Annotated in this window: 16 protein-coding genes; 14 read left to right on the top strand and 2 right to left on the bottom strand. The window is 46.9% G+C overall.

The window, feature by feature from the left end:
- The first annotated feature begins 130 nt into the window (after positions 1 to 130).
- The 6 genes from SP90_RS07120 (at position 131) to SP90_RS07095 (ending at position 8,732) form a co-directional block, all read left to right on the top strand.
- Positions 131 to 2,779: a cation-translocating P-type ATPase gene (locus SP90_RS07120; protein ID WP_066854011.1), complete on the top strand. Its 2,649-nt coding sequence runs from the start codon at positions 131 to 133 to the stop codon at positions 2,777 to 2,779.
- A gap of 163 nt (positions 2,780 to 2,942) precedes the next feature.
- Positions 2,943 to 4,058 carry a twin-arginine translocation signal domain-containing protein gene (locus SP90_RS07115; protein WP_066854009.1) on the top strand — a complete coding sequence of 372 codons (1,116 nt, stop codon included), beginning with the start codon at positions 2,943 to 2,945 and terminating at the stop codon, positions 4,056 to 4,058.
- Between the two features lie 281 nt (positions 4,059 to 4,339).
- Positions 4,340 to 5,323: a helix-turn-helix domain-containing protein gene (locus SP90_RS07110; RefSeq protein ID WP_197498775.1), complete on the top strand. Its 984-nt coding sequence runs from the start codon at positions 4,340 to 4,342 to the stop codon at positions 5,321 to 5,323.
- 254 nt (positions 5,324 to 5,577) lie between these two features.
- Positions 5,578 to 6,564, top strand: a complete 987-nt coding sequence (locus SP90_RS07105; RefSeq protein WP_066854004.1) for a helix-turn-helix domain-containing protein — start codon at positions 5,578 to 5,580, stop codon at positions 6,562 to 6,564.
- Between the two features lie 121 nt (positions 6,565 to 6,685).
- On the top strand, positions 6,686 to 6,916 hold the full coding sequence (locus SP90_RS07100) for a hypothetical protein (RefSeq protein ID WP_066854002.1): 231 nt from the start codon (positions 6,686 to 6,688) through the stop codon (positions 6,914 to 6,916).
- Between the two features lie 103 nt (positions 6,917 to 7,019).
- Entirely contained in the window at positions 7,020 to 8,732 is a 1,713-nt protein-coding gene (locus SP90_RS07095; RefSeq protein WP_066854000.1) for a tetratricopeptide repeat protein, read from the top strand.
- Between the two features lie 203 nt (positions 8,733 to 8,935).
- Here the strand turns inward: SP90_RS07095 and SP90_RS07090 are convergent, their stop codons facing one another.
- Positions 8,936 to 10,363, bottom strand: coding sequence for an esterase-like activity of phytase family protein (locus tag SP90_RS07090; protein WP_197498774.1), 1,428 nt, complete (start codon positions 10,361 to 10,363; stop codon positions 8,936 to 8,938).
- A 390-nt stretch (positions 10,364 to 10,753) separates the two neighbouring features.
- Between SP90_RS07090 and phnC the strand changes: the two genes are divergently transcribed.
- From phnC to phnE, 3 genes are read left to right on the top strand one after another with little or no spacing between them, the layout of a single operon-like run.
- Positions 10,754 to 11,581 carry a phosphonate ABC transporter ATP-binding protein gene (gene phnC, locus SP90_RS07085; protein WP_066853998.1) on the top strand — a complete coding sequence of 276 codons (828 nt, stop codon included), beginning with the start codon at positions 10,754 to 10,756 and terminating at the stop codon, positions 11,579 to 11,581.
- Between the two features lie 54 nt (positions 11,582 to 11,635).
- Positions 11,636 to 12,517 carry a phosphonate ABC transporter substrate-binding protein gene (gene phnD, locus SP90_RS07080; protein WP_066853996.1) on the top strand — a complete coding sequence of 294 codons (882 nt, stop codon included), beginning with the start codon at positions 11,636 to 11,638 and terminating at the stop codon, positions 12,515 to 12,517.
- A gap of 25 nt (positions 12,518 to 12,542) precedes the next feature.
- Entirely contained in the window at positions 12,543 to 13,640 is a 1,098-nt protein-coding gene (gene phnE, locus SP90_RS07075; protein WP_066853994.1) for a phosphonate ABC transporter, permease protein PhnE, read from the top strand.
- A 35-nt stretch (positions 13,641 to 13,675) separates the two neighbouring features.
- Here the strand turns inward: phnE and phnF are convergent, their stop codons facing one another.
- Entirely contained in the window at positions 13,676 to 14,434 is a 759-nt protein-coding gene (phnF, locus tag SP90_RS07070; protein WP_231895543.1) for a phosphonate metabolism transcriptional regulator PhnF, read from the bottom strand.
- A gap of 128 nt (positions 14,435 to 14,562) precedes the next feature.
- Between phnF and phnG the strand changes: the two genes are divergently transcribed.
- The 5 genes from phnG to phnK are packed head-to-tail and all read left to right on the top strand — an operon-like array spanning position 14,563 to position 18,603.
- The gene (gene phnG / locus SP90_RS07065; RefSeq protein ID WP_066853992.1) at positions 14,563 to 15,012 is read left to right on the top strand and encodes a phosphonate C-P lyase system protein PhnG; all 450 of its coding nucleotides are present in this window, start codon (positions 14,563 to 14,565) and stop codon (positions 15,010 to 15,012) included.
- A 1-nt stretch (position 15,013) separates the two neighbouring features.
- Positions 15,014 to 15,625: a phosphonate C-P lyase system protein PhnH gene (phnH, locus tag SP90_RS07060; protein WP_066853990.1), complete on the top strand. Its 612-nt coding sequence runs from the start codon at positions 15,014 to 15,016 to the stop codon at positions 15,623 to 15,625.
- Complete coding sequence (locus SP90_RS07055; protein ID WP_066853988.1) at positions 15,616 to 16,785, top strand: carbon-phosphorus lyase complex subunit PhnI; 1,170 nt, start codon at positions 15,616 to 15,618, stop codon at positions 16,783 to 16,785. The genes phnH and SP90_RS07055 overlap by 10 nt, the downstream gene beginning before the upstream one ends.
- Entirely contained in the window at positions 16,785 to 17,744 is a 960-nt protein-coding gene (locus SP90_RS07050; RefSeq protein ID WP_082936333.1) for an alpha-D-ribose 1-methylphosphonate 5-phosphate C-P-lyase PhnJ, read from the top strand. Before SP90_RS07055 ends, SP90_RS07050 begins: the two co-directional genes overlap by 1 nt.
- On the top strand, positions 17,737 to 18,603 hold the full coding sequence (gene phnK, locus SP90_RS07045) for a phosphonate C-P lyase system protein PhnK (protein ID WP_082936332.1): 867 nt from the start codon (positions 17,737 to 17,739) through the stop codon (positions 18,601 to 18,603). The genes SP90_RS07050 and phnK overlap by 8 nt, the downstream gene beginning before the upstream one ends.
- Positions 18,604 to 18,653 lie beyond the last annotated feature (50 nt).

Here is an 18,653-nt window from a genome sequence, read left to right as displayed (position 1 = left end):
CGTGCTTACAGGTATACGTGGCAAGTATGGGCAGCCTGTTCTTTAAAAAATACTTACGCAAACTGCCTGTTCTTTTCACAGAAGCCCTATTTTCTGATATTACAAAGAATGGCCATGAAGGAGGGTTGCAATGCAGTGGTATCAGAAAAATGAAGAAACTATTTTCACTGAACTTGATACAAATAGCGCAGGATTATCTCGGGAACAGGTAGCAGAACGCCAAGCCAAATACGGCGACAACGTTGTCGGCGATGAAGACGCCGTAAACTATCTGGCTATCCTTCTCCATCAGCTCACAAGCCCCTTAGTAGTCATACTGCTGATTGCTGCAGCTGTAACGATCATGCTGGGTGAATTCATAGACTCAGGCGTTATCGGCGCTGTTGTTGTACTGAACGGTCTCATAGGGTTCATACAAGAATCCAAAGCTGAAAAAAGCGTCCGCTCCCTCCAGAAAATGGTGACCCCCAAAGCACTGGTCATGCGTGACGGAAAAGAAATGGAAGTTGACAGCAGAACGCTGCAACCCGGCGACATTGTCATGCTCTTTTCCGGTGCGATGGTTCCCGCAGACATCCGCCTTATTGAAGAAAACGAACTACGTATTGATGAATCCATGCTCACTGGGGAATCACTTCCTTCAGGAAAATGCTCCCACCTTATCGAAGAAGACGACCTTTCCCCCGGTGATCAACGTAATATGGCATTCATGGGCACAATCGTTGTAAACGGACGCGGTAAAGGTGTTGTTACCGATATCGGCCTCCATACTATGCTCGGTGGTATCGCACGGGATATCCGCTCCATCGGCAAAGTCGCCGCCCCTATTCAAGAAAAGATTGAGCGACTGGCAAAAGCAATCGGCGTACTCGTGCTTGGTGCCGCTTCCATGCTTTTTGTGCTTGGTCTTATTCTTGGGGAAAGCATTAAAAACATGTTTTTAACAGCAGTTGCTGTTTCTGTTGCAACCGTCCCAGAAGGCCTGCCTATTGTCGTAACCATTGCCATGGCTGTAGGGGTTAAGCGCATGGCATCATATAATGCTGTCATCAGAAAACTCTCAGCCGTTGAAACATTAGGCAGCACCACGGTTATTTGTTCTGATAAAACTGGTACCCTGACCGTTAACCGCATGACAGTCACAAAGCTGTTTGACGGCAAGGACGAAGTAACCGTTACCGGCACAGGCTATATTCCTGAAGGCGAATTCAAAACAGCAACGGATGAAGAAGCCCATCTGACAGACTCCTTGCGCCATTTGCTACGCATTGGTCTGCTATGCAACGAATCCCGTCTTGTGCACGAAAACGAAAGCTGGGAAGTTGAAGGAGATCCTACAGAAGGGGCTCTGATTGTTTCTGCCCTGAAGGCTGGCCTCACCCTGAACGAAGCCCATGTATGGCCTGAAATTGCCATTCTGCCCTTTGAATCCGACAGAGGGTATATGGCCACATTACATGAACATGCAGGCAAAAAGATTATGTTTGTGAAAGGCGGGCATGACAGACTGATGGCCAGCTGCAGTGAAGCCCACTGCGAAGGTGTAGACATAAGCCTGCTCCACACCCAAGCACACGATATGGCTGCAGAAGGTCTGCGAGTTCTTGCTTTTGCGGTTAAAGAGATGCCGCCGGAAACAACTGCTATCACTGACAGTGACGTTATGAGCGGTTTGAAGTTTGTCGGCCTACAAGGGATGATGGATCCGCCACGACCGGAAGCCATTGAAGCTGTTACCAACTGCCAGTCTGCAGGTATCCGTGTTGTTATGATTACCGGAGACCATGCAGACACAGCTTCAGCCATCGCCCGTATGCTCGGGATCACAGCCACGGAAAACGGAGCTATTACCGGAACCCGCCTTGCGAAGATGGACGATGATGAATTTGCTGAAATTATTCAGCAGGAGTCTGTTTTTGCCAGAATTGCACCGGATGATAAATTCCGCATCATTAACACGCTAAAAGAACAGGGAGAGATTGTTGCAGTAACAGGAGACGGCGTGAATGATGCTCCTGCCTTGCAGACTGCTCACATTGGTGTCTCCATGGGCAAAGGTGGAACAGATGTCGCGCGTGAATCCTCGGATATGGTTCTGATTGATGACAACTTCTCCAGTATATTCCATGCAGTTCGGGAAGGCCGTATTGTTTTTGACAACCTGCGTAAGGCTATCTTTTTCCTCCTTCCGACAGGACTTGCAGCTGTATGGTCGATTCTATTCACGATGATGTCCGGCCTACCTATTCCGTTTGTGGCTGCACAACTATTGTGGATCAACCTTGTAACAAATGGCCTGCAGGACGTTGCGTTCGCCTTTGAACCCGGAGAGCCAGATGTTACCCAACGCTCGCCGCGTCCTCCAAGTGAAGGCATCATAAACTCTCTACTGCTCCAACGCACAGTCATTGTCAGTTTCTGCATTGCCATTGGTGTCTATGCTGTTTTCAGCACTGCTCTGGATCAAGGGGTTGATCTGGAGAAAGCCCGAACCCTTGCCATGACTACCATGGTTTTCTTTCAGTTCTTCCAGGCAATTAACTCCCGAGCAGAGCGGGCATCCATCTTTACGATCAATCCGTTCTCCAACCACTTCCTGCTGGTAAGTATGATTCTTGCCGTCAGCGCACAGATCACTGTGGTCTATGCATCCTCTCTGGCATGGATATTCAGAACCAGACCATTAACCAGTGATGATTGGATTCTTTGTCTGGGGGTTGCCTCAACAGTTATCGTTGTTGTGGAACTTGAAAAACTCATCCGAAGGTGCATACGATAGACATCTGCCGCTGAAAGCAGATCAAACATAACAGAGAGCAAATGCAGCACACTTTTGTCATAGTATCTTAAAAAAATTACTAAAACTTCGTAACACTATACACATTGCCTGACGGTATCTTCCCTCAACTTTCATTTACCAGCTATTCCATGAGGAGATCCCAATGGCAAACGTAGAGCGTAGAGATTTTTTAAAACTTGGTGTGGCGGCTGCAGGTGCTGCTGTTGTGTTCAATTCACGATCTGCAAAAGCTGGCTATACTCCAGCCAGTGTTCAACGCATTACAGCAATGTCTCCAAAGGAAATGGCTGAAGCGTCCGGCGCTGTCATGACTGCATGGCACAACCTGCTTGATCATGCCGCAACTATTCGCAACCCGTCTGTGCGCAAAAGTGTTCTGCAGATTCTTGATAACCCTGCACCAAGTTTCATGAGCAGAATCAAAACAGACGAGCGAAAAGAAATTTATCAGGAACTCAAGGCGAAAGGGTATATCAACAACACAAACCTTACCGACTTTCTCCCCCCTCTCCATTCTGCCTTCCGTGCCCCTCAGCCATTTTACTCTGCACCGGGCAGCGGCTACCAGAGCCACCATTCCTATCCAGGTGGGCTGGCAACACACACAGATCTCAATGTACGAGTTTCCATGTCCGTAGCAGACGGCTATCTCGGAGTGTATGACTATCTCCTTGATAAAGACACTGTCATCGCCTCACAACTGCTACACGACATGCAAAAACCGTGGGTTTTCCAATGGCAGAAAGACGGTGCCTCACGAACCGAGAACAAACTTGCTGGAACAGGCGAACACCACGTTCTAGGCGTTGCAGAGTCAATCCATCGCGGCCTGCCTGCAGAAGTATGTGTTGCACAAGCATGTGCTCATAACCATCCGCGTACACCGGAAGATGAAGCCAAAGTTGTTGGCTGGCTGACTGCAGCAGCTATCCTTGCCGGAGTGGATCCGGTTAAACACGGCTTGCTTGAAAAAGGCGGCAAAACCCTGCCTCTGCCTCGCAGGCAGGAAGGATTTGTCTGTCATTTGGGCGACCATGACTGGGTGCTCACCGTACCTGCTGCCAAGTGGACTATCCCTCTTGTCAAACATGTTGCAGCGAAGCACTACAATATTAACGAAACTGACACAGCAGCGTTTAACAAGTTTCGTAACTATATTTTCTCACAGGCAACCATCATGTCTGTATACGAAATTTACGCAACAAAAGGTGAAGATGCTGTAGTACGAACCATTAATTCTCTTGTTACCCCGAGCTAGATAATTATTGTGGCAACGTACATGAACAATTAACCCTCACCCCATTATCCCTCTGAGCTATAAGCTCGCATCGGCACACAGGGCTCCCCTCCCTGTGTGCCTTTTTGTGAACAAATTATAGTATAAGAAATAGTTCCTACAATCCTGACCACTAAAGTCAGCACTCGCTAATGCGCGGCCCTGCTTATCTTCTTCACTGTCAAAAATATGTAGTATTGACTTTCATATTTTGTACTTATAGTGGGTTATCCATAAAGCGAACATTGTTTACCACTATGCAAATGAACCAAACCAAATATAAACTTATTGAAGAATACCTTTCCAATCTGGAACTGACTATTGCTTCTGAATCACGCACTACAAAATTGCTCTTACCTAAAGCACTGGGGAAAGGGTGGACATATTCTATTGACCTGGGCGGAAAAATGAAGATCCTCAACCGCTGCATTTGTCCCAACGAAGATCTCTATGTCAGATATGACAATCATCTGCCCTGCAACGCTCCCATAGGTGCATTTACACTGCAGGGAGCCTACCGCAGTGACTTATTGAGCTCTAAATCTAATCTTCGCCACGAAGAGAGCACTACTTTTTGGGGAGACAAACCGGAAGAATACTGTGCGTCCTATTTTCCGGCAGGAATATATACAAACATGGTACACCTGTTTGTAAAGAAAGATATATTTTCCTACTCTCCAGAGCAGGATGAGTTATCTGAAAAAGGTCTCATGGCTTACTTTACTGGAGGAAAGAAAGGGATAGTCAGTCCTTCACAAAAAACGTCCTTTTCAACGACCCGGCTCATTCATGGCCTGTTGAATATGACACTGGACAGCCACGAAAGTTGGTTACGTCTGGAGTCTACCCTTCTCAGTGTCCTTGCTAACAGTGCTGAAGAGTATGGAGCTACCGTTTTACAGAAACCATCTACAACACTTTCTCCACAAGATATCAGTGCATTGGACTGTGCAAGAGACATTCTTATTGCGCAAATGGTAACACCGCCATCCATACAGGAACTCGCAAGGCAGATAGGAATCAATGAATTCAAACTGAAGCGGGGCTTCAAACTGTATTTTGGTGAAACAGTGTATGGGTACTTGCGGGACTACCGGCTTAGTACAGCAGCAACATTAATTGCCAAAAAACACATGAATATCACAGAAGCCGCTCTCCACGTCGGATATTCAAACCCAAGTGCATTTACGGCAGCGTTCAAAAAAAAATTCGGCGTATCACCAGCTATCTACCGAAAAAATAAATAATTACTCAAATAATATTTCAAAATTTCTGCCAGCACTGCAGACCGCCGCAACACAGAAAGCCCCTGACTTGAGCCAGCTTCACTCTCCCCTTCTTCCATAAAAAAACGACTCTCCTCCTAGGCATAATAACCTAGTATATCAAACTTTTTATCTATTGACTTACTATTCCTCTATTTATAGGGAGGCTACGGGGGCTTATGTGGGCAAATAAGTCGGGGGGAAACGACATCATTTTTTCATAGTAGCACGTACCGATGACACAGACATCCAGCACACAACACCTTGTTGAGACCTATCTTGCTAATCTAAATTTAGAGATTCACTCAGATACGTATACAAATAAAGTTCCAGTTCCCGAATCACTGGGAAAGGGATGGACCTATTCCATCAATCTGGGAAACAAAGTTAAGATTATTAATAGATGTATCTGTCCTCATGAAGACCTGCATGTGGTGTACGACAGTGCTCTTCCGCCTGAATCCACATTCGGCGCATTTACACTTCAAGGTCAGACCCAAAGTGAGTTACTGGACTCACAATCTGCACTTGATCATGATGTAAATCAGATTTTCTGGGGAAATAAACCCGAAGAGAACTGTGCTTCCCGCCTTCGTGCGGGCACATGGTCAAACATGGTCTACATGTTTATTAAAAACGACATGTTTGCCTCCTCTCCTGACCTCAAAGAACTATCTGAAAACAACCTCATGAACATACTGACAGGCACGCAGGATGATATGGTCAGTGCTCCGCAAAAAGCTTCCTCTGCCAACCTGCATGTTCTGCGCTCGTTACTTAGCCTGCCTACCCGAAACCAATGGGACTGGGTACGGCTCGAATCCCACTTTCTTGAGCTTATTGCCACAAGCACAGAAGACTTTGGTACTCCTTTTTCAAAAGCCGGCTCATCTCAGTTATCCGTTACCGACATCGCTGCATTGGGCATGGCTCGGGATATTTTGATTTCCCAAATGGCAACTCCTCCTTCCATTCAAGAACTGGCAAAGAAGTCCGGCATCAACGAATTCAAACTAAAACGCGGATTCAAACAGTATTTCGGAGAAACCGTCTATGGCTACCTTCGAAACTACCGCATGGAAACCGCGCAAAAAATGCTCACCCTCAGAACCATGAACGTTACTGAAGCAGCCCTTCACGTTGGATATTCCAATCCAAGCGCGTTTTCTGCAGCCTACAAAAAGAAGTTTGGGCATACTCCTGCAGAATATCGAAAACGGTAACACGTTAGATTTCTCCTTCTCACAATAGTTTTTCTCCCTCCCAAGGTAGTATTTTTCGCTTTGCTCAGGGTACATAGCCCCAGCATTTACGTTATTCCCCTAACAAAGTTGAGAAATTACTATGAAAAAACTCCTATCTATTACGCTTTGCGCCATGCTGCTCACCAGCGCTATGGCTTGTTCATCTGCTTTTGCATTTGACCTGTCTAAATCTGGTAAATCTGCGACATCCAAGTCTCTAAAAGCAGGTAAAACCGGCAAGCTGGTAAAAAACAACAAACTGAAGCAAGGCAAAAAAAGCTTGAAGAGCGCCAAAAAAGGAAAATCCACTCTCTCCAAGCTTAAAAAATAGAACAGAGATTTCATCACCGCACTCACATTGATGAACTTTGAAAACATATCAAGGCAGGAACGTCCCCCACTCTTTCCTTGATCTAATGAGTTGAGAAATTACTATGAAACGATTTTTTACCATCCTTTGCTGCGCTATGCTCTTGTGTAGTGCAATCCCCTGCTCATCTGCTTTTGCTCAGGATTTGTCCGGTCTTAAAAAATCAGACATCGCCAAAGCAGAAAAATACGCCAAAAAATACACCGTCAAAATTGATCAAGCTAAAGATTTTTTAGCAAAGAACAATCTGAAAATGGCGGACAAAAGGCTCAAAGACGCTGAAAAAATTCACGCAAAAATTATTAGTCCTTACCAGAAAACTGCTCAAGTTATCCAAGATAAGGAACGCTTCACCGAGTTGAAAAAACAGCTCGTTATACAACAACAAGTTCAGGTAGTCGCAAAAACTATCGCAACCTACGAGAAGAAGGTAAACGAGGCACAAAAATACCTTTCACGTCGCGATACTAAAAACTGCAAACGCTTCCTTGAAAAAGCCGCAGCAATCTATGCTGATATTCCTGAAAGCCATAAATCGGCTCCTGAAGTTACCTCTGCTCACGCTACGTATGAAGAACTCATCAAAAAAACAGGCGCAACAGTTACAGTTTCTAAAAAAGCTGGGTCTGACGCGTCGGCCCAAGGCAGCAACGAAACATATGGGTTGAGCTCCAAGGACTTGAAAAAAGCCAAAAGATATGCAGAGCGTTTTGCCGGAAAGGTTTCTGAAGCACGCAGGTTCTTTGGAGAGAAAGATTACCGTGTATGCCAGCGCCCTCTCGATCAGGCAAAAAAACTGTATGCTAAAATTAACCCAGCTTACATCAATCATCCTTCCGTTGTAGAAAACAAAAAAGAATTCGATGAAATGTTTTCTGTAGCAAACAAACAAGTTGCTGATCGAAAAGCAGCAATTGAGCGCGACAATAAGTTAACCATGGATAGGCTGAACTTCAGCACAGATCTCAGAAGCTTAGAATACTACATCAACCAGCTGCATAAAGCGAAAATCGGTAAAAGCTCTCTGAGAATAGATCAGTTGAAACCATTTAAAGAAGGCTTCTCTGTTCTTGACGGGTTCCATCAGGATTGTCTGGGCAAATTTAAAGATTTTATCCAGAACAAACCTGAAACCAAATTCGATGACTTGGTTGTCAAAGAAATTGTCGATCTGGTAGAAAATCGTGTGAAATACCGCAACGAGCTTGTAAAGGCGACTGTTGCTCTTGAACTTAATGCTATTCTGGAAAACCTTACCCACGCAAACACCAAACTTCGTGAAAATGGTGTAATTCATGAAAGTGACATGGCTAGTATGTTCAAGTCCGATTACTTAGGACAGTGGGAAGTTATTGATCAGTGCAAAGCTATGTACAAATGGATCAATATTCCGTTCCCAGATGACATGATTGCACAAATTGCTGCGTTCCAGAAAAAGCAGCAGGACGCTCTTGAAGCAGCAAAAGACGAACGCGAGTTTGACGAATCAGTATTCCCTTATCAAACAAGTGCCATGGAACGTGCTGCAGAAAAGAATGCAAAGCAGCGTAAAATGGAACTCATCTACGTCGGGTTACGTGACGATAGCTGGAACGTACAAAAGAACGGTCTTGGAGTTCCGTTATACAAAATCGCAAACGGACGCGGTGTCTACCATGTAGACGGTGAAGACTTCTACCGTGGTTACAATGTTCGTGTAAAACGAGTATTCAATGGCTCCGGCTACGAGCCACCAACCGTTGCAGCCGACTACTACATAAAAATATACAAAAAATAGTTTGGAGCTGATGCTTATGATATGGAAGCTACCCCGCCTCATTATAAGCATCAGCCTCTACGCCTAACACATTCCTGGATGTAGGGGTCCGGGGGGATATGGGGGGTAACCATAATTCCGCAGTACAGTATTGACTACGCTGTACTCCGGCCATCCCCTGAAAGGCAGGTCGCTAGGGGCCTGCCTTTTTCTATTGGAGTATCTTACAGATTATCCATTCTTACCACATACAACGTATTTGCATCCCGCTCTCTGCTATTCAGCATCTTGCGATGCAACTTCCCGCCCGTTGACCACACAGCAAAATCATCATCATTCAGTACACCAAGCGTTTTTTCGTCAATCAGCCACAGTCCTTCCATCTTATCATGCGGGTATGAAACTGCCTGTACCATATCAACAGCAAGCTTTTTGGACACAGGAACAATCCCCGCATCAGCAAGTCCGTTCCATCCTTTTTCCAACACAGTCTCTTCAACTGTTTTTCCTTGAACCATAAGCCCGAGCTTCGCATCCTGCGTCAGCCCGTTACCATATAGCGATTCAAGGTCAGTACCGGTTGCCAGATCAATTTGATAAACCTTTTTTTGTGCAGCAGAGTCTTTAGAAAGAAACTTCCCGTCGCGCTCAATCACAAGAAATTTTGTGGACGACATGGCCACAATTTCAGAATTCGCATTCTGCGGTTTATCTTGCCTGTAGAGGTATTGCCGCACCTGCCCTGACTCAAGGTTAATTGTCACAATCCTCGTCACATCAAGTTTTTTCACCCTTTTTGAAGGATTGTACATAGTAGATTGCATAATGCCGACCAGCGTTTTTTCATCTGGTGTTACTGCCAACCCTTCCATCCCTCTGTTAGGTCGCCGGTTAGCAAACTCTGCCGGTAACGTGTGTGCGACCCGAGAGTCAGTATTGAAAGGATTAATGCGTTCAATCTCTCTGCCGTTATCAGCAAAATGAACAAGGTGCGGACCGTACTCATCACTCACCCAGAACGTTCCGTCTGATAATGCTACAAGTCCTTCTGTATCCAACCCGTAATCATCAAGCCGGAACGGGTTATACTCCGGTGACATCGCATCATTATTATATGGTCTGCTCCCATCCCGTAAAATAGGGCTACCATCACAATGATACGGAGTTTCACCAGTTCCCCCAATTCCTGAAGAGTTTGGGAGACCAGTTATACGGCTACCATCAGGACGACGAAGTAAGATTTCTCTTATCAAACTGACACGTCCATCGCGCCTCACTTCAAAAAGACCTATGCGTGGAGTGTAATCCGGAGTTGGAAAAACCTTTCCTTTTCCATAGTTACCCTTAGTAAATTTAGCATTAGGTCCGCGATCTGTAAGAGCGTAAAACTGATTTACCTCAAAAGGGTGTGCTGTCATTGCAGACCCGTAACCACCATTGCGAATCTCCAAGGTCGCATCAGGGTTCTGTGCATCTAGAATATCGCTGCGCAGCACATCATATTCCAGACGAACTCCTTCCTTCCCTACAAGCTGCAACGAATACTTTTTGCTAGTATCGCCGGCAGCTCCTTCCAAAACGCTCCCTGCAAGAATGGCAATCAACATCAAATAACAAACAACTGTACCTGCCCTCATTGCTCCATGTTTCATATTAACTCCTTTGGTTCTCTGAATCACGGATTTCAAACTATTTCAGGCTATAAAGTACTCAGTCGATGTACCCAGTGCATTTCATGACAGTATCATTTGCATGACAAAGTGCTGGAAACAATCTCCACACCTCATTTGTTACGCTGATGTTATGAAGCCCCTCGGTTACCCCAGCCTTCCGCCTTCAGCGCATTTTTCTGCGTCAGCAAAAACACTTTCCATCCAGCCAGATACGCTCAGCAACTAGACCAGTTCATCTGGTTGTATAGTTTATAATCTACAGTCAACACCCTGCAATATCAGCGTAACAGAGCATACACATTCCCCCCGTAGAACCTTACACATCAAAACAAGAAACACGTTTTTGAACAGTTCACGAGGTAATGTTCCATGCAAAAACTGACTCAGGCAAACATACAAAAACAACTTCCTGCAATCCGTACAACAGCACTCAGCAAAGTGTACCCAAACGGAACACGGGCGGTTTCCAATGTTTCACTCACCATTGCCCCCAATGAGTTCGTCTCCATTATCGGCTCATCCGGTGCAGGAAAATCGTCCTTACTGCGCTGCATCAACAGGCTTATCCGCCCAACTTCCGGTACGCTTGAATTATTCGGTACAGATATCACAGCGGTCTCTGGAAAACAGATTAGACAGGTTCGCCAGAAAGTAGGGATGATCTTTCAGCAGTTTCACCTCGTACGTCGACTTACTGTTCTTGAGAATGTTCTCGTTGGTCGTCTTCGTTTCAACAGCTCATTCTACAGTCACTGCTGCTCCATCATCCGCCACTTCAGTAAAGATGAAAAAGAGGCTGCATTCGAATGCTTGCAGCAGGTGGGCATTGCACATCTGGCATTCCAGCGTGCTGATACGCTTTCCGGCGGGCAGCAGCAGCGTGTAGCCATTGCCCGCGCCCTTGCACAGGAACCTGAAATTTTTCTTGCTGATGAACCCATCGCAAGCCTTGATCCACACAGTGCTGAAGTTGTCATGGATACGCTTATGGAAATCCATGAAACACGTAATATTCCAGTACTTGTAAACCTTCACCACATTGATTTTGCCACCCGCTACGGCAAACGCATTGTGGGTATGCGCCACGGTGAAGTGATTCACGATGTTTCCCCGTCCGCCCTTACAGATGAAATGATCACAGAAATCTACGGGGCACGAATAAATGAAGCTTCGGGCGGGTTCGCTGAGTGCGCCTAGCCCTTATTGTAAACCTGACATTGTTTGTATCCCTATAACACTTGGAGAATAACTATGTTTCGTCGTTTAATTGTATGCGCCATTGCTGCTTGTATGTTTGTATCATTAGCAGCACCTGCTTTTGCTGCTTCCGGTAACGAGGCATGGCCTTCTAAAATCCGCATCGGATTTATCCCGACTGAAGGCAATGCAGATATTAAAAAACGTTTTGCACCGCTGACAAAACACCTTCACGAAATGCTTGGTGTGGAAGTTGAAGCATTCAGTGCTTCCGACTACGCAGGCATCATTACCGCAATGGCTCACAAGCATATCGATTTTGCGTACTTCGGCCCTAAAAGCTACACAGAAGCTGCGGAAAAAGCAGGTGCTCAAGCTCTGGTAATGGAGCTGAACAAGCAAGGACAGCCAGGGTACACAGGCATCATCATTGTTCGCAAAGATTCTGACATGCAGAAACTTGCTGACATCAAGGGCCGTGTTTTTGCTTTCACAGACCCTAACTCAACATCCGGTTACCTTGTACCTAACGTTCTGTTTGCACGTGATATGAACGTAAAGCCTGAAAAATTCTTCAAACAAGTTAAATTCTCCGGCTCCCACGGTGCTTCCATTCTTTCTGTAAAAAATAAAGGTGTTGAAGTAGCTGCCACAAACAACATCGACCTCGACCGCATGATTGAAAAAGGTCAGGTTTCTATGAATGACTTCCGCATCCTCTGGCGCTCCGAACTTATTCCGGGTGCACCAATGGCTGCACGTCGTGACCTTCCTCAGAGCCTCAAAGCTGCTTTTGCAGGCGCTATGCTCATGTTCAACGCAGATAAAGCAGGCATCGAAAAACTGCAGAACGGCGGCTACCAGTTCACTGACGACACCAGCTACGACATTGTACGCTACCTCAAACGTCTTAAAAAAGAACTTGCAGCGAAATAGCCTACCCACTCTATAGAGGATGAGAATGACAGATTTAACTCTTGATCAGCTCACTCCGAGACGGACCCTCAGTCAGAGGGTTCTTCTCGGAACTCTGAGCATGCTGGCAGTGGCAGTGCTTGTCATCACCTACATATGGTGCGGAATCGACCCCATCAAATTGTATGAAAAAAGACAGAATGCTGCTGAGTACCTTTTCGGGCACTCCGTGACTGAAAGCGATAAGACGGCAGCTCTTGAACAGGCTGCACGCCTGCCAGCCATTATTATTCGTCAGGAAGCCATGACCGAAGTCCGCAATCAAATGAAAGCCTCCGGAAACATGGATTTTACAGAAATGACCCGCAAGGGGAATGAACTGGCGGAAAAACGTCTGGCAACAATGGATCCTGTAACAAAACAGCAGATCATCAACGAGGAATACGAACGCGTTATTGATGAAAAACGCGGCGGATTTTTTCCTCCGGAAATGCGTACAGGCCCTCTGCTCCAGTACACAAAAGCTCTTATTGAAACACTTGCCATTGCGGTGTGGGGGACTCTGCTTGCGTTTGTCGCATCCATTCCCGCCTCAATGTTTGCAGCCCGCAATACGCTGAAACTTATGATTCCCGGCAGCTCACCCATGCGTAAAAAACTGCGCAGGACAATCCAATTCTCCATGCGACGTTTACTGGATTTCTGCCGCGGGTTTAACGAGTTTGTTATGGCGCTCATTTTTGTCGCCGTTATCGGCCTTGGCCCATATGCTGGAGTACTGGCACTTGCCATTCATTCTTTCGGTATTCTCGGCAAAGTCTTCAGCGAAGGAATCGAGGCCATTGAACCGGGACAAGTTGAAGCAGTAGAAGCAAGCGGTGCCAGCTCTGTTCAGGCAATTGCCTTTTCAGTCCTGCCGCAGATTATGCCCCTTATTGCCAGCTATAGCCTGCTGCGCTTTGAAACCAATGTTCGCAGTGCAACGATTCTCGGCTTTGTCGGTGCTGGCGGTCTGGGCTTCTTAATTTTCGATAAGCTGAACGGCTACCTGTACAGAGAAGTCTGCACCATGATGATTCTGGTAATTCTTATGGTCACCATCATTGACTACCTGTGCGGAACAATCCGCCAGAAGTTTGTATAAACACATTTCAGCCAGAAGCTACGGTGATCGCCATGCTACTCAGCATCAACAACAAATTGGATACGGTCAGCAGCCCAAACGCAACTGCCGTATTCAACAGGAGTCCCATCACTATCAACATTAACGGACTCTACAACCATAACAGGGCTGTTGCGTCCGAGCTTAAGAAGCCGCGCCTCCTCAGAATCAGCTACTCTAGCCATTATTCTGGTGGATTTCCGAACATAATCGGAAACCCCGAGGACAGAAAAAGTAGCTGTGACAGAGCGAGTTTGCGCATAGATTCGTGCAAAGTCCGGAAAACGTTCCTGCGGGAAAAACTGCGTCGTGCAACAGAGCGGATGATCATCCGCATGCCCCAAAGAACGCAGCCGGACAACAGCAGCAGTCGGACGGAGGCACAACGCTTTGGCACAGGTACTGTCAGCAGAGACAACATCGCTCTCCAGCAACTCTTCGCTGGGTACCTTGCTTTGCCTCAACAGGTTTTCACGAAAACGGACACGGCGGGCAAGCAAATACTCAAGCTTATCTCTGCGTGCAAACGCACCGCGCCCCTGCTCTACTGTGATCAGTTCCTTACGAACCAGTTCAGCCAGAGCCTGACGGACGGTGTGGCGGTTTACATTAAACCTGTCTGCCAACTGTTTTTCGGTGGGAAGCTTTTCTCCAGCAGGATACGCCCCCTCATACAACTCCTTTTCGAGCACAGATTGAATCTGATGCCAGAGTGTAACTCCTTTAGCCCTAACAAGTTTTTGGCCTCCCCCCATTTTTACAGACTGTTTCACCACTACTTCTCCTTTTGCAGTTTTGTTGCGCAAAGTCGCAATACTACACTGCAACTAAGGAAAATGTATGGCATTTTTGTTACAACAACTTGTTTAGTTATCTAGACAACTTAAATTCTTTTGGAATTACCATGACTCAAATATCCACAGAACACAGGCAACACTGGATGAACATCCTTGCCCGCACTCCATTTGCTGCTATCGAGACAGCATGGGCAACCCTTCCGGAACAACCGGAGTACACATTTCTTCGCCAGCCTGAAACAGGGCTGGTAATGGTACAAGCACGCACCAATGGAAGCGGTAACGCGTTCAGCATGGGGGAAATCACCCTTACACGATGTGCAGTAAATATTAATGGAACAGTAGGTCATGCCTACATTGCCGGAAGGGATAAAAAACACGCAGAACTGGCAGCAGTCTTTGACGGGCTGTTACAACAACCTGCATATAACGATCAGCTGTCCAAATCCGTTATTGAGCCTATGGAAAAAGCTCTTACGCAAAAGCAGCAGACAAAAGCAGAACATGTTGCATCCACCAAGGTAGACTTCTTCACAATGGTTCGCGGGGAGGACTAACATGACTGACCTGCAACTTGTTTCCGGATTTCAAAATCCCGTCAATGACAGCCAGCAATGGTATCGGGTTATCCTTAACGCCATGGCTCGTCCGGGCAACATCTGCCTTGCTTCAGATCCTGTAGTTTTTCCCTGCACACCAGAATTCTGTAACACAGTAACCGCATCCATCATGCTCACTCTGCTGGATAACGACACTGCTACATGGTTGCAGCAACCGGAACCGTCTCTTGTACAATGGCTGAAGTTCCATTGCGGCTGTCCGGTGACAGAACAGCCTGCGGAGGCAGCATTTGCTTTTATTGCGGATGGAACCAGACTGCCTGATCTGAATGAGTTTGCCATTGGAACATCTGAGTATCCCGACAAATCCACCACGCTGATTATTCAGGTCGCCTCTGTTACTCAAGGAGAGATACTCACGCTTAGCGGCCCGGGCATAGCCTCCACCGCAACGATTCATGTATCCGGCCTGCATGCTTCTTTTCATGATGCCCAGTCTGTAAATACAACGCTCTTCCCGCAAGGGTTTGATACTATTCTTGCAGCTCCTGACGGAGTTGTATGTATCCCGCGCACAACAACTATCAGGAGACAGGAACCATGTATGTAGCTGTTAAGGGAGGCGAAAAGGCCATTGCCAACGCCCATCAGTATCTTGCTTCTGAACGACGCGGGAACACAGATTTTCCCGAACTCTCTGTAGCGCAGATACGAGAACAAATGCGTCTGGCTGTAGACAGAGTTATGACAGAAGGCTCCTTGTATGATCCCGACCTTGCTGCACTTGCGCTAAAACAATCCCGCGGTGACAGCATTGAAGCCATATTCCTGTTACGAGCCTACAGGACAACACTACCGCGCTTTTGCAATTCTATTCCCCTGAACACTTCAAAAATAGCAGTTACACGCCGAATCTCAGCAGCATTCAAAGACATGCCGGGCGGACAAATGCTCGGCCCGACCTTTGACTATACCCACAGGCTACTGGATTTCAGCCTTGCGGATACCACAGAAACAAAGACCTACCCAGCCCCCAGCGCTGAAGATCTCCAACGCGCCCCTGACGAAGAACTCCCCCGTATTCTGGACTTTCTTCAAAATGACGGTCTGGTGGAAGGCGCTGGAGAACCAAATGCTTCTTCTGTGGGAGATATTACGCGAGAGCCACTGGAACTTCCTGCAAGCCGCGACATTCGTTTACAAAAACTCACCAGAGCCGATGAAGGGTTCATACTGGCAATGGGATATTCAACCCAGCGCGGATTCAAAAACTCAGGCGGGCACCCGTTTGCGGGAGAAATTCGCACAGGGGATGTCGCAGTAGAAATTATTCCAGAAGAGCTGGGATTCCCTATCTGCATCGGCAATATCACAGTTACCGAAAGTGAAATTGTTTCCATTTACGATGGGTCAGAAGATACACCGCCACAATTCTCCCGCGGCTACGGCATCACCTTCGGCAGTGGCGAACGAAAAGCCATCTCCATTGCGTTGGTCGACAGAGCATTACGCTGCAAAGAGTTGAAAGAAGATATTATTGCCCCCGCTCAGGACGAAGAATTTGTTCTTATGCACAGTGATAATATTGAAGCAACGGGTTTTGTTGAGCACTTAAAACTGCCGCACCATGTTGATTTTCAGAGTGAACTGGACATTCTTCGCAGACTGCGCAGCAACTGGGAACAAAGCAAAGCACGTAGAGAAGCAATGGAACAGTCAGCCTCCACTCCTGATGAAGTAGCAAATAATGCCCCTAAAGGATTTGCATAATGACACATACAACAATTGGGCAAGATTCCAGACAAGGACAACCTGACGAAGCATTGCTTGAGCACGGATACAACTTTGCGTTCCTTGACGAACAAACCAAACGGATGGTGCGCAGAGCAACGCTGAAAGCTATTGCTATTCCTGGGTATCAAGTGCCTTTTGCCAGCAGAGAAATGCCTATGCCATATGGTTGGGGCACAGGCGGAATCCAGCTTACAGCTTCTATCATCGGTCAGCAGGATATTTTAAAAGTAACTGACCAAGGTGCTGATGACACTACGAACGCAGTTTCTATCCGTAGTTTCTTTCAACGTACGACGGGCGTGAGCACTACCGAAAATACGCAGGAAGCAACGCTTATCCAAACCCGTCACCGCATTCCTGAGGAGACACTGTCTAAAGACCATATTCTGGTATATCAAGTACCTATTCCTGAACCACTGCGCTGGATGGAACCTCGTGAAACCGAAACGCGTAAAATGCACGCGCATGAAGAGTACGGTGTCATGCATGTAAAACTGTACGAAGATATTGCCCACCATGGTCATATTGCCACAAGCTTTGATTATCCGGTGCAAATTGCTGACCGCTACATCATGAGCCCGTCGCCGATTCCAAAGTTTGATAACCCCAAAATGGATAATTGTCCGGCACTGCAAGTATTCGGAGCAGGACGTGAACAACGTATCTATGCAATCCCGCCGTATACCAAAGTACATAGTCTGGATTTTGAAGATCACCCGTTTACTGTTCAGTCATGGGAAGAGGTCTGCAGCCTGTGCGGTTCAGACGAAAGTTACCTTGATGAAATCATTCTTGATAACGAAGGAAACAGAATGTTTGTCTGCTCTGACAGTGACTACTGCCGAAAACGGCTGGAAGCAGGTCATACAGGAGCAATGTCTGAACAGCAGTCAGATACTCCTGAAGTAAACTCTGTAGAGGTAGCAAATGCATAATATCCAGGATGTTCCACAGCCAGCACCTGCTGACAATGCCTCTCCATCATCTGTCACGAGCGTTAATCCGGAATTCGGAAGTGCTGAAGAACAGCCGTTACTCAGTGTTGCAGGACTCAGCAAATATTATGGTGACAGAGCCGGTTGCCTGAATGTTTCATTCGACCTTTACCCCGGTGAAATCATCGGGATTGTCGGCGAATCCGGTTCAGGAAAATCCACGTTGCTGAACTGCATATCTGGAAGACTCAGCCCCACATATGGGACAGTTACCTACCAGCAGCAATCCAAAGAACGTTGCGATATCCATGCAGCTCCAGAGCACCTGCGCCGCATGCTCATGCGTACAGAATGGGGATACGTACACCAGAACCCGCGCGACGGCCTGCGGAATAATGTAAGTGCGGGAGCCAACATCGGTGAACGCCTCATGGGTGTGGGAATGCGCCACTATGGAAATATCCGCTCCAAGGCGTCCTCATGGCTTGAACGTGTTGAAATTATGCAGGAGAGAATGGATGACCTGCCCCGTACCTTTTCCGGCGGAATGCAGCAGCGTCTGCAAATAGCCCGTAATTTAGTGTCCAACCCCCGTCTCATCTTTATGGATGAACCGACAGGAGGGCTGGATGTATCAGTACAGGCACGTTTGCTTGATCTTCTGCGCGAACTGGTCGCGGATATGGGTCTTGCAGTGGTCATTGTAACCCACGACCTTGCTGTAGCGCGCATTCTCGCTCACAGACTCATGGTTATGAAAGGCGGCGTTGTTGTGGAGTCCGGTTTGACGGATCAGGTGCTTGATGACCCGCACCACGAATACACACAGCTTCTGGTTTCTTCCATCCTTCAAGTTTAATTTGTCCACAACCGTAGATACGTTGTGAACTGTTCGACATAAAACACGAG

The organism is Halodesulfovibrio spirochaetisodalis (assembly GCF_001672295.1).
GTDB classification, from domain to species: domain Bacteria; phylum Desulfobacterota; class Desulfovibrionia; order Desulfovibrionales; family Desulfovibrionaceae; genus Halodesulfovibrio; species Halodesulfovibrio spirochaetisodalis.
Note: the sequence above shows the minus strand (reverse complement) of the source record. Positions and strands in the feature narration are given on the sequence as shown.

What these genes read in the sequence shown, in the direction of transcription:
- SP90_RS07050 (WP_082936333.1), top strand. Translation starts at nt 16,785, where the DNA reads ATGACACATACAACAATTGGGCAAGATTCCAGACAAGGACAACCTGAC.
- SP90_RS07090 (WP_197498774.1), bottom strand. Translation starts at nt 10,363, where the DNA reads ATGAAACATGGAGCAATGAGGGCAGGTACAGTTGTTTGTTATTTGATG.
- SP90_RS07055 (WP_066853988.1), top strand. Translation starts at nt 15,616, where the DNA reads ATGTATGTAGCTGTTAAGGGAGGCGAAAAGGCCATTGCCAACGCCCAT.
- phnC (WP_066853998.1), top strand. Translation starts at nt 10,754, where the DNA reads ATGCAAAAACTGACTCAGGCAAACATACAAAAACAACTTCCTGCAATC.
- SP90_RS07105 (WP_066854004.1), top strand. Translation starts at nt 5,578, where the DNA reads ATGACACAGACATCCAGCACACAACACCTTGTTGAGACCTATCTTGCT.
- phnK (WP_082936332.1), top strand. Translation starts at nt 17,737, where the DNA reads ATGCATAATATCCAGGATGTTCCACAGCCAGCACCTGCTGACAATGCC.
- phnH (WP_066853990.1), top strand. Translation starts at nt 15,014, where the DNA reads ATGACTGACCTGCAACTTGTTTCCGGATTTCAAAATCCCGTCAATGAC.
- SP90_RS07095 (WP_066854000.1), top strand. Translation starts at nt 7,020, where the DNA reads ATGAAACGATTTTTTACCATCCTTTGCTGCGCTATGCTCTTGTGTAGT.
- SP90_RS07115 (WP_066854009.1), top strand. Translation starts at nt 2,943, where the DNA reads ATGGCAAACGTAGAGCGTAGAGATTTTTTAAAACTTGGTGTGGCGGCT.
- SP90_RS07120 (WP_066854011.1), top strand. Translation starts at nt 131, where the DNA reads ATGCAGTGGTATCAGAAAAATGAAGAAACTATTTTCACTGAACTTGAT.
- phnD (WP_066853996.1), top strand. Translation starts at nt 11,636, where the DNA reads ATGTTTCGTCGTTTAATTGTATGCGCCATTGCTGCTTGTATGTTTGTA.
- phnG (WP_066853992.1), top strand. Translation starts at nt 14,563, where the DNA reads ATGACTCAAATATCCACAGAACACAGGCAACACTGGATGAACATCCTT.
- SP90_RS07100 (WP_066854002.1), top strand. Translation starts at nt 6,686, where the DNA reads ATGAAAAAACTCCTATCTATTACGCTTTGCGCCATGCTGCTCACCAGC.
- SP90_RS07110 (WP_197498775.1), top strand. Translation starts at nt 4,340, where the DNA reads ATGAACCAAACCAAATATAAACTTATTGAAGAATACCTTTCCAATCTG.
- phnE (WP_066853994.1), top strand. Translation starts at nt 12,543, where the DNA reads ATGACAGATTTAACTCTTGATCAGCTCACTCCGAGACGGACCCTCAGT.